Origin of the sequence: Streptomyces olivoverticillatus (genome assembly GCF_014203555.1) — a bacterium.
GTDB lineage: Bacteria > Actinomycetota > Actinomycetes > Streptomycetales > Streptomycetaceae > Streptomyces > Streptomyces olivoverticillatus.
This window is the reverse complement of record NZ_JACHJH010000006.1, coordinates 139121-154459: the sequence shown is the minus strand read 5'-3', so window position 1 is coordinate 154459 and position 15339 is coordinate 139121. Positions and strand designations below refer to the sequence as shown.

Annotated in this window: 14 protein-coding genes; 4 read left to right on the top strand and 10 right to left on the bottom strand. The window is 70.5% G+C overall.

Annotated features, from left to right (window positions below):
- Positions 1-9 precede the first annotated feature (9 nt).
- Positions 10-1281 (bottom strand): MFS transporter, encoded by a 1272-nt coding sequence (locus FHS39_RS20145; RefSeq protein WP_246470368.1) that lies wholly within the window; start codon positions 1279-1281, stop codon positions 10-12.
- Positions 1282-1533: 252 nt separating this feature from the next.
- Between FHS39_RS20145 and FHS39_RS20140 the strand changes: the two genes are divergently transcribed.
- A complete protein-coding gene (locus tag FHS39_RS20140; RefSeq protein WP_184351094.1) occupies positions 1534-2535 on the top strand; it encodes a LacI family DNA-binding transcriptional regulator in 1002 nt (333 codons plus the stop codon).
- Positions 2536-2580: 45 nt separating this feature from the next.
- Here the strand turns inward: FHS39_RS20140 and prcA are convergent, their stop codons facing one another.
- The 5 genes from prcA to arc form a co-directional block, all read right to left on the bottom strand.
- The gene (gene prcA, locus FHS39_RS20135; protein ID WP_184350760.1) at positions 2581-3342 is read right to left on the bottom strand and encodes a proteasome subunit alpha; all 762 of its coding nucleotides are present in this window, start codon (positions 3340-3342) and stop codon (positions 2581-2583) included.
- A 34-nt stretch (positions 3343-3376) separates the two neighbouring features.
- Complete coding sequence (gene prcB / locus FHS39_RS20130) at positions 3377-4219, bottom strand: proteasome subunit beta (protein ID WP_184350759.1); 843 nt, start codon at positions 4217-4219, stop codon at positions 3377-3379.
- Positions 4220-4327: 108 nt separating this feature from the next.
- Positions 4328-4546, bottom strand: coding sequence for a ubiquitin-like protein Pup (locus tag FHS39_RS20125; protein ID WP_184350758.1), 219 nt, complete (start codon positions 4544-4546; stop codon positions 4328-4330).
- 144 nt (positions 4547-4690) lie between these two features.
- Positions 4691-6202, bottom strand: a complete 1512-nt coding sequence (dop, locus tag FHS39_RS20120) for a depupylase/deamidase Dop (RefSeq protein WP_343069658.1) — start codon at positions 6200-6202, stop codon at positions 4691-4693.
- Between the two features lie 302 nt (positions 6203-6504).
- Positions 6505-8271 carry a proteasome ATPase gene (gene arc, locus FHS39_RS20115; RefSeq protein ID WP_184350757.1) on the bottom strand — a complete coding sequence of 589 codons (1767 nt, stop codon included), beginning with the start codon at positions 8269-8271 and terminating at the stop codon, positions 6505-6507.
- 242 nt (positions 8272-8513) lie between these two features.
- On the opposite strand from arc, the gene FHS39_RS20110 reads away from it, so the two are divergent.
- Positions 8514-8810, top strand: coding sequence for a ferredoxin (locus FHS39_RS20110; protein ID WP_045932024.1), 297 nt, complete (start codon positions 8514-8516; stop codon positions 8808-8810).
- Positions 8811-8838: 28 nt separating this feature from the next.
- On the opposite strand, the gene FHS39_RS20105 is transcribed toward FHS39_RS20110, so the two are convergent.
- From FHS39_RS20105 to FHS39_RS20095, 3 genes are all read right to left on the bottom strand, one after another.
- Positions 8839-9402 carry a hypothetical protein gene (locus tag FHS39_RS20105; RefSeq protein WP_184350756.1) on the bottom strand — a complete coding sequence of 188 codons (564 nt, stop codon included), beginning with the start codon at positions 9400-9402 and terminating at the stop codon, positions 8839-8841.
- 198 nt (positions 9403-9600) lie between these two features.
- Positions 9601-10488: a tRNA (adenine-N1)-methyltransferase gene (locus tag FHS39_RS20100; RefSeq protein ID WP_045932022.1), complete on the bottom strand. Its 888-nt coding sequence runs from the start codon at positions 10486-10488 to the stop codon at positions 9601-9603.
- 79 nt (positions 10489-10567) lie between these two features.
- Positions 10568-11800, bottom strand: coding sequence for a site-2 protease family protein (locus tag FHS39_RS20095; RefSeq protein WP_343069657.1), 1233 nt, complete (start codon positions 11798-11800; stop codon positions 10568-10570).
- Between the two features lie 128 nt (positions 11801-11928).
- On the opposite strand from FHS39_RS20095, the gene FHS39_RS20090 reads away from it, so the two are divergent.
- Positions 11929-12903, top strand: coding sequence for a RecB family exonuclease (locus FHS39_RS20090; RefSeq protein ID WP_078847634.1), 975 nt, complete (start codon positions 11929-11931; stop codon positions 12901-12903).
- Positions 12904-12918: 15 nt separating this feature from the next.
- A complete protein-coding gene (locus tag FHS39_RS20085; protein ID WP_184350755.1) occupies positions 12919-13590 on the top strand; it encodes a response regulator in 672 nt (223 codons plus the stop codon).
- A 46-nt stretch (positions 13591-13636) separates the two neighbouring features.
- On the opposite strand, the gene FHS39_RS20080 is transcribed toward FHS39_RS20085, so the two are convergent.
- Positions 13637-15229, bottom strand: a complete 1593-nt coding sequence (locus FHS39_RS20080; protein WP_184350754.1) for an ABC transporter substrate-binding protein — start codon at positions 15227-15229, stop codon at positions 13637-13639.
- Positions 15230-15339 lie beyond the last annotated feature (110 nt).

Here is a 15339-nt window from a genome sequence, read left to right as displayed (position 1 = left end):
GCCTGAACACTACGCCTGATGCCCTGCCGTGAAACCGGGTTCGACAGCACCGTTCCGATCATTTTCCGACCGGGCCACGACCTCGGAGTGCGCCTCGGGATGCGCCATGTGGCGCCGCGCCCCCACGAGCACCAGCAGGGCGGCCGCCCCACCGCCCACCGCGACCCAGAACCCGGCCCTGGCACCGCCGTATTGGACGGCGGGCCCGACGAAGGCCGTGCCGATGGCCGCGCCCACGCCGAAGGACGTCACCAGCCACGAGAACGCCTCGGTGACGGTGCCGCGCGGCGCGTGCCGGTCGACCACGACGAACGCACAGGCCAGCGACGGGGCCAGGAACACACCGGCAACGGTGGCCAGGATCGTCATCGCCACCGGGCCCGGTACGAGCACCAGCGGCACGTAGCCCAGGGCCAGCCCGGCGACCAGCAGCCGCAGCCGCTGCTCCGGCGTGCCGGACCACTGCCGGGCGCCGTAGACGGAACCGCCGATGAGGGCGCCGACGCCCAGCGCCGAGAGCAGGTAGCTGGCGACGTTGCCGCCGCCGTGCCCGTCGCCGTAGGCGACCGCCGCCACGGCTATCGAGCCGAGGGCCGAGCCGATGAAGAAGAACGCGCCGAGCAGCACCAGCAGCCCGCGCGAGCGCAGCGCCCCCAGCCAGTGGGCCTCGCGGGCGGCGCTGCGCCACTGGCGCGAGGGCGGCGAGGTGACGACCGCCAGGGCGCCGAGCACGCCCAGGACGTTGAGGACGAACAGCGCGCCCGCCTCCGACCAGTAGGCGACCAGCCGCGTGACGATCAGCGGACCGACGACGTAGATCAGCTCCTGGGCGATCGCGTCGAGGGAGTAGGCGGCGTGGAGGTCGTCCTCGCTCTTGAGGACGGACGGCCACAGGGCCCGCAGCCCGCCCTCCAGCGGCGGCGTGAAGACACCGGCGACGATCATCGCGAGGTAGGAGAGCGGCAGCGGGTGCAGGCCGACGACGGTGAACAGCGTCATGCCGAGCGCGGCCAGCACGGCCGAGGGCAGCATCACCTTGGGCTGGCCGTGGAGGTCGACGGCCCGGCCGAGCAGGGGCTGGCCGACGGCGTTGGCCACGCCGTAGACGGCCGAGAGCGCTCCGGCGAGGGTGTAGCTGCCGCCTTCGGCGCGGACGAAGAGCACGATCGCCAGGGCGGCGGTCGCATTCGGCAGCCGGCCCACCAGCGTGCCCATGAGCAGTCGCGCCGCGTGCTGCGTTCTGAGCATCTTGCCGTAGCCGCCCGCTGCCGCCCCTGCCATTGTCCGCCTTCCTGAGCCCGGGACCTTCGATCTTTCGGCCATCTGGCCAAGGAGTCCCGGTTTTACGTATAACTAATCCAGTTATACGTACCATGGCCGCAGCCTGCGGGTCCAGCCGTGGGGCAGCAGTGAGAGGGGCGTCGCAGCGTGGCGGAAGTCGGGCGTGGGGGCGGGCGCGGCGACGGACCGGGCGCACGGCGGACCGCCGTGCGGGAGCGGGGCGCCGCCGCGGCCCGTGTGACCAGCCGGGACGTGGCGCACGCGGCCGGGGTCTCGCAGGCGACCGTCTCCCTGGTGATGGGCGGGAAGTGGCGCGGCCGGGTCTCCGAGCGCACCGCCGAGGCCGTCCGCTCGGCCGCCCGGGACCTGGGCTACCGGCCCAACCTCGCCGCCCGGAACCTGCGCCTGGGCCGCACCCGCACGGCGCTGCTGGTGGTGCCCGCGCTGACCAACGAATTCTTCGCCCGCGTCTACACGGGCGCGGCCCGGGCCGCCGCCGAGCACGGCGTGGGCGTGGTGCTCTATCCCTCCCCCGAGGGCACCGGGCCCGCCCGCGACCCCTTCGCCTCCGCGCGGGCGACGCTCGACGGGGTCATCGCCTCCTCCATGGCGGCCGAGGCGCTGGCGGACATCCGCGAGGGCGGGCTGCCGCTGGTGATGCTCGACAGCGACCCCGAGCGGCCGGAGGCTGCCGCGACCGTCAACCTCGACATCGCCGACGGCATACGGCAGGTGACGGACCATCTGCTCGCGCTGGGCCACCGGCACCTGGCGCACATCGCGGCCGACATCGACTCGTGGACCTTCCGGGTGCGGGCCCGGGCCCTGGCCGACGCCCTGCGCGGGGCCGCCGGCGCGACGCTGCGCACCGAGCCCGCCGGGCTCGATGTGGATGCCGGGCGGCAGGCGGCCGAGCGGGCCCTCACCGGGCCCGGCCCCCGCCCGACGGCGCTGATCTGCGACAGCGACGTGCTGGCGGCGGGCGCCTGCAAGGCCGCGCGGCGGCTGGGGCTGCGGGTGCCGGACGACGTCTCCGTGACCGGCTTCGACGATCTGCCGCTGGCCACCGCGCTGGAGCCGGAGCTGACCACGGTCCGGCTGCCGGCGGAGGCCGTGGGCGAGGCGGGCATGCGCGCCCTGATCGCCGTCCTGGACGGCGGGCCCGTCGCCACCCGGGCCCTGCCGGTGGAGCTGGTGGTACGCGCCTCGACGGCAGACGCCGGACGGGCCGTGTCCGGCCCGCCCGGCGTCTGAGCAAGACACGCGACAGCGGAAAACAAATAAAGAAGGGGAGACGGCCTAGTCGTCGTCGGCCGGGTTTCCGGCTTCCTCCGGGGCCCCCTTCGCGGCGCCGCTGCCCCCGTCGCCCTCCAGCAGGCGGGAGAGCTGCCGCCCCAGGATCCGCTTGAACTTGCGCTGCTGCGGACGTGTGCGGTCCAGGACCGCGACCTCCAGCTGCTCGGCAGTGAGCGTGCGCTCGCCGCCGTTGGTGTCGCGGGTCAGGGACTCGACCGCGAGCTTGAGCGCCTCGGACAGCGTCATCCCGTCCCGGTGCCGCTGGTCGAGATAGCTGCTGATCTGGTCGGCGTTGCCGCCCACCGCCACCGAGCCGTGCTCGTCGACGATCGAGCCGTCGTGCGGCAGCCGGTAGATCTGGTCGTCCTCGGGGCCGGCTCCGACCTCGGCGACGATCAGCTCAACTTCGTACGGCTTCTCCCCCGCGCTGGAGAAGATGGTGCCGAGGGTCTGCGCATAGACATTGGCAAGGCCGCGGGCGGTGACGTCCTCGCGGTCGTAGGTGTAGCCGCGCAGGTCGGCGTAGCGCACGCCGCCGATGCGCAGGTTCTCGAACTCGTTGTACTTGCCCACCGCCGCGAAGGCGATCCGGTCGTAGATCTCGCTGACCTTGTGCAGGGCGCGGGACGGGTTCTCGGCGACGAAGACAACGCCATCGTTGTACTGGAGGACCACGACGCTGCGGCCGCGCGCGATGCCCTTGCGGGCGTACTCGGCGCGGTCGGCCATGGCCTGCTGAGGTGAGACATAAAACGGCGTCGACACCGCTATCCGTCCCTTTCTGTGGGTGACGAGGACATCACAGGAGCGCGGCCCGCGGGCCGTCCGGCTCCTCGAGCCGCCGCTCGTGGATCGCCCGGACGACCTCGGAGAGCTGGGCCTCGGTGAGCTTGCGGAAGCCCTCGTCGGTGATGACGGTGACGATGGGATAGATGCGGCGCGCGAGGTCCGGGCCGCCGGTCGCCGAGTCGTCGTCGGCGGCGTCGTAGAGCGCCTGGATGACGAGGGTGGTGGCCTGGCTCTCCGTCAGGTCGTCACGGAAGAGCTTCTTGAGCGCACCGCGGGCGAACAGCGAACCGGATCCCGTGGCCGCGAAGCCGTGCTCCTCGGAGCGCCCGCCGGTCACGTCGTAGGAGAAGATGCGGCCCTTCTGCCGGTCGACGTCCCAGCCCGCGAAGAGCGGGACCACGGCCAGGCCCTGCATGGCCATGCCGAGGTTGCTGCGGATCATCGTGGAGAGCCGGTTGGCCTTGCCCTCCAGGGAGAGCTGGACGCCCTCGACCTTCTCGAAGTGCTCCAGCTCCAGCTGGAAGAGCTTGACCATCTCCACGGCCAGCCCGGCCGTGCCGGCGATGCCCACCGCCGAGTACTCGTCGGCCGGGAAGACCTTCTCGATGTCGCGCTGGGCGATGATGTTGCCCATGGTGGCCCGCCGGTCACCGGCGAGCACCACTCCGCCGGGGAACGACGCCGCGACGATCGTCGTACCGTGCGGGGCCTCGATGACGCCCTGTGCCGGCAGCTGCCGGTTGCGCGGCAGCATCGCCGGCTGGTGCTCGGCGAGGAAGTCCATGAAGGACGACGAGCCAGGCGTCAGGAAGGCAGCCGGTAGACGCCCGATGCTACGAGGGTTGGCTTCCACGCGTTTCCTTCCACGAGTTCGATCTTGAAATGCTGAACGGACGATACCGCCGATGGCGCGGACGCCGGTCCCGCACCCCTCCTTGGGGCGCGGGCCGGAGGACACGCGCTACTGGCCACCCTTCTGGACGAACGAGCGCACGAAGTCCTCGGCGTTCTCTTCGAGCACATCATCGATTTCGTCCAGCACGGAGTCCACGTCGTCCGACAGCTTCTCCTGCCGCTCCTTGAGGTCATCGGAGACCTGCGCGTCCTGCGCCTGCTCCTCGACCTCTTCCGTGGTACGCGTGGTTTTCTGCTGCCCGCCGCCGGTGTCCTTGGTCGCCATACCCCTCACCCCGCTCGCTTGACGTTCAAGATCAGACGTACACCTTCAGACCCTACAAGCAGGGTCCGAGATCGGCCCCGCACTTGCTACAACGTCCCGGAACCACCGTGATGATTCCCGCATCCCCCGCTTCTCAGACCCTCCTCAGCCCCCGGACAGCACCCGCACCAGGTCCTCCGCCGTGCGGCAGCGGTCCAGGAGCTCCTTGACGTGATTGCGGGTGCCGCGCAGCGGCTCCAGGGTGGGGACCCGCTGCAGGGAGTCACGGCCCGGCAGGTCGAAGATCACCGAGTCCCAGGAGGCCGCGGCCACGTCGTCCGCGTACTGCTCCAGGCAGCGGCCGCGGAAGTAGGCCCGGGTGTCCTCCGGAGGGGCCGTACGGGCCCGCTCGACCTCGCTCTCGTCCAGCAGCCTCTTGAACCGGCCTCGGGCGGCCAGCCGGTTGTACAGGCCCTTTTCCGGACGCACGTCCGCGTACTGCAGATCGACCAGGTGCAGCCGGGCGGCGTCCCAGCCCAGGCCGTCGCGGCGGCGGTAGCCCTCCAGCAGCTCCCGCTTGGCCACCCAGTCCAGCTCGCCGGCCAGGCTCATCGGGTCGTGCTCCAGCCGCCCCAGCACGTCCTCCCAGCGGGCCAGGACGTCCTTGGTCTGCTCGTCGGCATCCGCCCCGAAGCGGTCCTCGACGTACTTGCGAGCCAGCTCGTAGTACTCCATCTGCAGTTGTACGGCCGTGAGCGTACGGCCGCTGCGCAGCGTCACCAGGCGTCGCAGCGTGGGGTCGTGGCTGACCTGGTGGAGGGTGCGCACGGGCTGCTCGACGGCGAGGTCCGAGGCGATGAAGCCGTCCTCGATCATGGACAGGACCAGGGCGGTGGTGCCCAGCTTGAGGTAGGTGGAGATCTCCGAGAGGTTGGCGTCCCCGATGATCACGTGCAGCCGGCGGTACTTCTCGGCGTCGGCGTGCGGCTCGTCGCGGGTGTTGATGATGGGCCGCTTGAGCGTGGTCTCCAGGCCGACCTCGACCTCGAAGTAGTCCGCCCGCTGGCTGATCTGGAAGCCGTGCTCGTGCCCGTCCTGGCCAATGCCCACCCGGCCCGCGCCGGTGACCACCTGGCGGGAGACGAAGAAGGGCGTCAGGTGGCGCACGATCTCCGAGAAGGGGGTCTCCCGCTTCATCAGGTAGTTCTCGTGCGTGCCGTAGGAGGCGCCCTTGTTGTCGGTGTTGTTCTTGTAGAGGTGGATGGGCTGGGCACCGGGCAGCTGGGCCGCGCGCTCGGCGGCCTCCGCCATGATGCGCTCCCCCGCCTTGTCCCAGAGGACGGCGTCGCGCGGGTTGGTGATCTCCGGAGAGCTGTATTCGGGGTGGGCGTGGTCCACGTACAGCCGGGCGCCATTGGTGAGGATGACGTTGGCCAGGCCGATGTCCTCGTCCGTGAGCTGGCTGGAGTCCGCGGCCTCACGGGCGAGGTCGAAGCCGCGGGCGTCCCGCAGCGGATTCTCCTCCTCGAAGTCCCAGCGGGCACGGCGTGCCCGGTGCATCGCGGCCGCGTAGGCGTTGACGATCTGGGACGAGGTGAGCATGGCATTGGCGTTCGGGTGACCGGGGACGGAGATCCCGTACTCCGTCTCGATGCCCATTACTCGCCGTACGGTCATGCGGCCCTCCTTGCCCGGCGGCGCCCCCTGGTGGGGTCAGCGCGCTCAAGTACCGCTGCGCATCCAGTCCGTGTGCGTCCCCCCACTGCGCTTCGCGGCGGTACCGATGAGCCTAGAACGGCTTTGCGGCGCTGGGGAGATCATTACAGTCATTGCTCCGGTTCGTGCCGTGCCCGCTTCAGCGGCGTGGCCCGAGTCGTACGAGTGGCGCAAAACGCGTCCGGCTGCGGACGCCCTGCACCTCCCCCGCCGTGAGGCGGGAGGAGGCGACCACCAGGGTCATCCGCAGCCGGACGGCGGTGTTACAGGTACTGGCCGGTATTGGCCACGGTGTCGATGGAGCGGCCGGTGTCCGCGCCCTGCTTTCCGGTGACCAGGGTGCGGATGAAGACGATCCGCTCGCCCTTCTTGCCGGAGATCCGGGCCCAGTCGTCCGGGTTGGTGGTGTTGGGCAGGTCCTCGTTCTCCTTGAACTCGTCCACGCAGGCGGCGAGCAGGTGGGAGACGCGCAGGCCCTTCTGGTTGTGATCGAGGAAGGCCTTGATGGCCATCTTCTTGGCCCGGTCCACGATGTTCTGGATCATCGCGCCGGAGTTGAAGTCCTTGAAGTAGAGGACTTCCTTGTCACCGTTGGCATAGGTGACCTCCAGGAAGCGGTTCTCCTCGGACTCCGCGTACATCTGCTCGACGACCGACTGGATCATGCCGTCGACGGTGGCCTTGGACGATCCGCCGTGCTCGGTGAGGTCGTCCGTGTGCAGCGGCAGGGTCTCGGTGAGGTACTTCGAGAAGATGTCCTTGGCGGCCTCGGCGTCCGGACGCTCGATCTTGATCTTCACATCGAGGCGGCCGGGGCGCAGGATCGCGGGGTCGATCATGTCCTCGCGGTTCGAGGCGCCGATGACGATGACGTTCTCCAGGCCCTCCACGCCGTCGATCTCGGAGAGCAGCTGGGGGACGATGGTGTTCTCCACGTCCGAGCTGACGCCGGAGCCGCGGGTGCGGAAGAGGGAGTCCATCTCGTCGAAGAAGACGATCACGGGCGTGCCCTCGCTGGCCTTCTCGCGGGCGCGCTGGAAGATCAGCCGGATGTGCCGCTCGGTCTCGCCGACGTACTTGTTGAGCAGCTCGGGGCCCTTGATGTTGAGGAAGAAGCTCTTCCCCGCGGGCTTGCCGGTGACCTCGGCGACCTTCTTGGCAAGGGAGTTGGCCACGGCCTTGGCGATCAGGGTCTTGCCGCAGCCGGGGGGGCCGTAGAGCAGCACGCCCTTGGGCGGCCGCAGTTCGTGCTCCTTGAAGAGGTCGGGGTAGAGATAGGGGAGCTCGACGGCGTCGCGGATCAGCTCGATCTGGTTTCCCAGGCCGCCGATCTTCGTGTAGTCGATGTCCGGGACCTCTTCGAGGACGAGCTCCTCGACCTCGCTCTTGGGGATGACCTCGTAGACGTAGCCGGAGCGGGTCTCGAGAAGCAGGGCGTCGCCGGGGCGGATGGTGGTGTCCAGCAGCGGCTCGGCGAGCCTCACCACCCGCTCCTCGTCGGTGTGCCCGATGACCAGGGCCCGTTCGCCGTCCTCGAGGATCTCCTTGAGGGTGACGATGTCCCCGGCGCGCTCGAACGCCATGGCGTCGACCACGTTGAGCGCCTCGTTGAGCATGACCTCCTGGCCGGGGCGGAGGTCTTCGAGCTCCACGCTCGGGCTGACGTTCACCCGGAGCTTGCGGCCGCCGGTGAAGATGTCGGCCGTGCCGTCCTCATTGGGCTGCAGGAAGACCCCGAAGCCGGCCGGGGGCTGTGCGAGCCGGTCGACTTCCTCCTTGAGCGCGACGATCTGGTCGCGCGCCTCGCGGAGGGTGTTGGCGAGCCGCTCGTTCTGTGCGGACACGCCGGCCAGGTTCGTCTGGAGCTCGACGATCCGCTCTTCGAGAATCCTCGTGTGACGCGGAGAGTCGGCGAGCTTGCGTCGCAGGACGGCGATCTCCTGCTCGAGATAAGCAACCTGGCCAGCGGGGTCGTCAGACCCTCGTCCCGGCCGGATGCCGCGGTTCATGTCGTCGTCGTGGGCTGCCACGGTCCTCACCTCCTCCAAGGGGAGCTGGACGCTTCCTGACCCTACCTGGGCCGGTGCAGGTTGAAACCCCTAGATCACAAACCCGGTCGGAGTGTGTCCGATCTTCACCCTTGCGCACGTCCTCACGTGAGGGGAATACCCACCCATCAACATCGGAAAGCGGGCGGTTGTATCGTCGACTCGGTCAACACCCGTCAGGGCTGGCTCCAATTGGTTCACGTACGCAGGAAACGGCAGGCGAGATGACCGTGCAGGACGAAGGACTCGACGACCTGGAAGTCTGGATCGACCAGGACCTGTGCACCGGCGACGGCATCTGCGTGCAGTACGCGCCCGACGTCTTCGAGCTGGACATCGACGGGCTGGCCTACGTGAAGAGCGCGGACGACGAACTGCTACAGGACAAGGGTGCCACCACGCCGGTGCCACTGACGCTGCTCAACGACGTCCGGGACTCGGCCAAGGACTGCCCCGGCGACTGCATTCACGTGCGCCGCGTCTCCGACCGGGTAGAGGTCTACGGGCCGGACGCCGACTGACGGCGACGAAGCGGCGCTCGGTGACGGGTCAGACACTCCCCGCGACGGGCAGTGCGGTGAGCGCGAACTTGCCGTCCTTCCAGCGCCATTCGACCGCCCGGCGCAGATCCGGGCAGCAGCGCGGCACGCTCGCGGCCGAGTAGCCGAGCAGAGTGGCCGAAACCGTGTCGCCGACGACCTTGAAGCTGGTGATGCTCATCTTCTCCCGCGGGTCGACGAGGGTCGCCAGCACGCGGGGTGTGCCTCCCCCGGCGGTCGGCGGCGCGAGGACGTAGAGCCCGCTGGGCCGGGTGCCCGCCCCGGAGGCGCAGCGCACGACGGCCGCCGTCTCGGGCCGCCCGTCGCCGTCGAGGTCGGCCGGGGCCTGCTTGACGATCTCGGTGCTGGTGCCGCCGCAGTCGACGGGATAGCGCGCGGTGCGGGCGTCCGGGGCCTCGGCCGACTCGGCCGTGGTGGCGGTGGCGGTGGTGTCGCCCGGGCCCAGGAGGGCCGCTCCCGTGATCAGTGCGGCCAGCGCGGCCGCGGTGGCGAGCCAGTGGACCGGGCGGGGACGGGTGTGCGGGAGGGACTCGTGACCGGCCGGTGGCTGCACGCGCGCTGACTCCTGTGAGAGCTGTGGCTGCGGGGGGTGCTCGCATCGTGCCACACGGATCTTCGCCGTGGAACAGCGGGCTCAGGGGTGAGCCGCACCCTGCGTACGGGCCCCAACGCGGCGGCGCCGCCGCCGAGTTCCGCGGAAGGCGGGGACTCGGCGACGGCGCCGGTGCGATGTGCGGGGCTCAGCGGTGGCTCAGCCCTTGTTCGGACCCTCGTAGTCGTCGCCGTAGGCGCCCTTGGCGGGGCGGCGGCGGCGCATCGGCGGCTCGACGCCGTCCGCGAGGCGGCGGGCGGTGACCAGGAAGCCGGTGTGGCCGATCATCCGGTGGTCCGGGCGGACGGCGAGGCCCTCCACGTGCCAGTTGCGGATCATCGACTCCCACGGCTGCGGCTCGGCGAAGCAGCCGATCTCGCGGATGGACTCCACGGTCCGCGCGAGCTGGGTGGTGGTCGCCACGTAGCAGCAGAGGATGCCGCCGGGGACGAGCGCCTTGGAGACGGCCTCCAGGCACTCCCAGGGGGCGAGCATGTCGAGGATGACGCGGTCGACGTCGGTGTCGGAGAGGTTGTCCTGCAGGTCGCCGACGGTCAGCTGCCAGGCGGGGTGCGGACCGCCGAAGTAGCGCTCGACGTTGGCCTGGGCGATCTCCGCGAAGTCGGCACGGCGCTCGTAGGAGTGCAGCATGCCCTGATCGCCGATGGCGCGCAGCAGGAAGCTGCTGAGCGAGCCGGAGCCCACACCGGCCTCGACGACGCGGGCGCCGGGGAAGATGTCGGCGAATGCCAGGATCTGCCCCGCGTCCTTGGGGTAGACCACGGCGGCTCCGCGCGGCATGGACAGGACGTAGTCGGGGAGCAGGGGGCGCAGCGCGAGGTAGGCGACGTTTCCCGTGGTACGGACAACACTGCCCTCGGGAGCACCGATCAGCTCGTCGTGCGGGAAGGCACCCTTGTGGGTGTGGAACTGCTTCCCGGCTTCGAGCGTGAAGGTGTAGTGGCGTCCCTTGGGGTCGGTGAGCTGGACCTGGTCCCCGACCTGGAAGGGGCCGCGACGGCGGGCGGCACCGGTCGGTTCGGACATGTGACCAGCCTACCGGGCGCACGGAGGCCCCGGCACCACGTGGTTGATCAAGAGGGGCGTTGATCAAGAGGGGCGTTGATCAGGAGGGGCGGGCCATGGCAGCCACGAAAGCCCGCTCGACGTCGGAGGTGGAGAGCACGCCGAAGACCTCGCCCGTCTCCTCGACGACCAGGTATTCGGTGGCGGGGGTGGCGCGCAGGGTGTCGAGGAGGTCCTCGCCGGCGAGGTCGGCGGGGATGCGCATGCCGTCCCTGAGGTCCTGGGCGAGGGAGCCGACGGCGACCCAGGGGCGGCGGTGCTCGGGGACGCCGCCGATGGCGGCCTCGCGGACGAGCGCGGTGGGGGCGCCCTGCCCGTCGACGACCACCAGCGCCCGGGCACCTGCCTCGTTGGCGCGGCGCAGCGCTTCGGAGAGCGGGGTGGCGGCCTGGACCGGCACGGCGCGCCGGGTCAGGGCGCGGGCGCGCAGGCCGGGCAGGTGTTCGCGCAGCCGGGCCATGCGCAGGCTGTTCCCGGCACCGGTCCAGATGATGGCGGCGAGGATGGCGGCGAGCAGGGCGTCGGTGAGGGAGTCGACGCCGCCGAAGTCCCGGGAGCCGTCGCCGAAGCCGTCGGAGTGGGTGAGCAGCGGCAGGCCTATCAGCACGGTGACGGCCAGGGCGCGGCCGACCCAGGCGGCGGCCACGGTGCCGGTCATGGGTTTGCCGCTGAGCTTCCAGACCACCGCGCGCAGCATCCGGCCGCCGTCCAGGGGCAGGCCGGGCAGCAGGTTGAAGGCGGCGACGAGCAGGTTGGAGACGGTGAGTCCGGCGAGCAGGACGCCGGGGACGGTGCCGGGTTCGACGGCGAGGACGCCGAGGTAGAACAGGCCGGCCAGGACGAGGGAGAGCAGGGGGCCGACGAAGGCGAGGACGAATTCCCGGCCCGGGGTCTCGCTCTCCTTCTCGATCTCGGAGACGCCGCCGAAGAACTGCAGCTGGATGCGGCGCACCGGCAGCTTGAAGCGCAGGGCGGCGACGGTGTGGGCCAGCTCGTGGACGAGGACGGAGGCGTAGAAGGCGATGGCGAAGAAGAGCGAGACCAGGTAGCGGACGCCGCCGAGGTCGGGCAGGACGCGGTCGAGCTGGCCGCCGAAGACCCAGGTGATGAGGGCGGCGACGAGGAACCAGCTGGGGGCGACGTAGACGGGCACGCCGAAGGGCCGCCCCATGAGGATGCCGCCGCCCGCCTCGCGGGGGCGGGGCCTGCGGTCCCCGGGCCCGCCCGGCCCGGCGTCCCCGGTGCCGGAATGACCTTGCCCGGTGTTGTCCACGGTGTCCCCTCGTCGGATCCGGCCCCCGCACCGGCTCGGCGCGCGCTGTCTCGATCATGCAGTGCGAGGGGGTCTACCGTCGATGGTATGCGCCCCTTTGTCAGTGACGGGCCGTAGGGTTCTCTGTCATGGATACCGCTACCCAGAATTCCGCCGGGCAGGACATGGACGGCGAAGGGGGCCCGGCGCCCGCGCCCGTGGCGGCCGGCCGGCCCGCCGCGTTGTCGCCGTCGCGGGCGGCCGATTTCATGCGGTGTCCGCTGCTGTACCGCTTCCGGGTGATCGACCGGCTGCCGGAGAAGCCGAGCGCCGCCGCCACCCGGGGCACGGTGGTGCACGCGGTGCTGGAGCGCCTCTTCGACGCCCCGGCGGCCGAGCGCACGCCCGCGGCGGCCACCGGCCTGCTGCCCGGCGAGTGGGAGAAGCTGCTGGCGGCCCGGCCGGAGCTGGCGGAGCTCTTCCTCCGCGAGGACGGCTCGCACGACGCCGAGTCGCTGGCGCGCTGGCTGGAGGAGGCGGCGCGCCTGGTCGAGCGGTGGTTCACGCTGGAGGACCCCATGCGGCTGGAGCCCGCCGAGCGCGAGCTCTATGTGGAGACGGTGATCGAGGGCGCCGGGGAGTCCGGCCTGACGCTGCGCGGCATCGTGGACCGGGTGGATGTGGCGCCCACGGGCGACGTGCGGATCGTCGACTACAAGACGGGCAAGGCCCCCGCCCCGCAGTTCCGGGCGGACGCCCTGTTCCAGATGAAGTTCTACGCCCTGGTCGTCTGGCGGCTGCGCGGCCGGGTGCCGCGCCGGCTGCAGTTGGTCTACCTGGGCAGCGGCGACGTGGTGACGTACGACCCGGCCGAGGCGGAGCTGCTGGCCGTCGAGCGCAAGCTGCGCGCGCTGTGGGAGGCCATCGCGCTGGCCACCGAGACGGGCGACTGGCGGCCGCGGCCGACGAAGCTGTGCGGCTGGTGCGATCACCAGGCCGTCTGCCCGGAGTTCGGCGGCACTCCCCCGCCCTACCCGCTGCCCCTGCCCGCCCCGCGCGCCGCGGAGGCCGACGGACCGGCTGCCCCCGCCACCGAGGTGCAGGGCAGAATGGACGCGGTCTAGCAAAGGAGTTCCCCTGTGGCGATCCGCGTCCTACTGGTCGACGACCAGCCGCTGCTGCGCACCGGCTTCCGGATGATCCTGGAGGCCGAACAGGACCTCGCGGTCGTCGGGGAGGCCGGGGACGGCCTGCAAGCGCTCGACCAGGTCCGCGCGCTCCAGCCGGACGTGGTGCTGATGGACATCCGGATGCCCCGGATGGACGGCGTCGAGGCGACCCGGCAGATCACCGGCCCCGAGCGCAACGGTCCGGCGAAGGTGCTGGTGCTGACCACCTTCGACCTCGACGAGTACGTGGTGGAGGCGCTGCGGGCGGGGGCCAGCGGGTTCCTGCTCAAGGACGCGCCCGCCCATGAGCTGGTGCAGGCGATCCGGGTGGTGGCGGGCGGCGAGGCCATGCTGGCGCCGAGCATCACCCGGCGGCTGCTGGACAAGTACGCCGGGCACCTGCCGTCGGGCGAGGAGCCGCTGCCGGGCACGCTGCACACGCTGACCGACCGCGAGGTCGAGGTCCTCAAGCTGGTGGCCCGCGGTTTGTCGAACGCGGAGATCGCGGCGGATCTGTTCGTCAGCGAGACGACGGTCAAGACGCACGTGGGCCACGTGCTGACGAAGCTGGGCCTGCGCGACCGGGTGCAGGCCGCCGTCTACGCCTACGAGAGCGGACTGGTACGCCCCGGCGCGCAGTAGCGCACCGGGGCGTCGGTGACCGGGGTGGCCCGAGGGGCCGTCCCGGTTACTTGGACTTCTTGATCTCCCAGAATCGGAAGACGGTCGAGGCGTCCAGGGTCCACTGCAGGCCGGTGATCTTGGAGCTGGCCACGGCGTACTGCTTGCCCTGCCACAGCGGCAGCACCGGCACGTCCTGCGCGATGGTGTTCTGCAGCTTGGCGAAGTCGTTCACCGTCGCGGGGCGGCTGCTCTCGGCGGCGGTGGTCGGCAGGAGGTGCCCGGATATCTCCTTGGACTCGTAGCTGTTGCCGAGCACGCTGTCGTCGCCGAAGAACGGCGCGGTGAAGTTGTCCGGGTCCGGGTAGTCGGGCACCCAGCCCTTGACGTAGACGGCGTACTTGCCGGCGGCTATGCCCTTCGTGTACTCGTCCAGCGGCGCGGTCTGCACATCGGCGTCGAAGAGGCCGCTGTCGTTGAGCTGCTTGGCGATCTCCTTGAACTCGGGCACGGTGCCCGGTCCGTAGCGGACCGGCGTGGCCCACAGGGTCAGCTTGACCTTGCCGTGGAAGCCGGCCGAGCTCAGGGCGGCCGCGGCCTTGTCGGGCTGCGGGCGGTCGCCGTAGGTGTCGAAGAACGGGGTCCGGTGGCCGGTGATGCCGGTGGGGACGACCGAGTACAGCGGTTCGGCCGTGCGCTTGTAGACGTCGCGGACGAGCGTGCTGCGGTCGACGAGGTAGGCGATGGCCTTGCGGACGCCGACCTTGCCGGCCACCGGGTCCTTGGTGTTGAAGACCAGGTGCTGGACCTCGGCGCTGGTGCCCTCGACGACCTGGAGGCCGTTCTTGTCGCCGGTATCGCCGGCGTCCAGGTCGGCGATGTCCTTCATGGCCAGGCCTCGGTAGGCCAGGTCGATGTCGCCCTTCTGCACGGCGGACTTCAGTTCGTCCTGGTTGCCGTGGAAGAACTTGATGGCCATGCCGCTGTTCTGCACGACGGCTTGGCCCTTGTAGGAGCCGTTGACCTTGAAGACGGCCTTGTCCTTGTCGAAGGAGTCCAGCTTGTAGACCCCGGAGCCGACGGCCTTGCCGTCGGTCCGGAGCTTGTCCATCGGGTACTCCTGGTGGTCCACGATGGAACCCGCACCCGAGGCGATCTTCTGCGGGAAGGTCGCGTCGGCCTGCTTGAGGTTGAAGACGACGTTGGACTTGTCCGGCGTCTGGATGTCCTTGATGGAGGACAGCAGGGTGGCCGCGGGACCGTCCTTGTCGTTGATCTTCAACGTCCGGCGGAAGGAGTAGGCGACGTCCTCGGAGGTGAGGTCGTGGCCGTTGCTGAACTTCAGGCCCGACCGCAGCTTGCACTGGAAAATGGTGCTGCCGGAGTCCTTGAACTTGCAGTTGTCCGCGGCGTCCGGCTGCGGGGTGGTGCTTCCCTTGGGGAAGCTCAGCAGCGACTGGAAGACGTTGTTGAACAGCAGCCAGGAGCCCGGGTCGTAGCCGGATGCCGGGTCGGTGGAGAGCACCTCGTCCGACATCCCCATGACCACCGACTCACCGGTGCCGGCCGCCTTGCCGTCTTCCGATCCGCACCCGCTGAGCAGGGCGGCGGCAAGCCCCGCGCCAAGCGGGGCGGCGAGCCACTGGTCACGTTTCCTCACGTGCACGTTCCTCACAGTTCTTGATCGCTGAAGAGACCGTCTGTAGCTGTAGAGATTCTTCGGTCGAGCTGATGAAACCGGTGTAGCAGGTGGTGCGTTGGGTGGAGCCG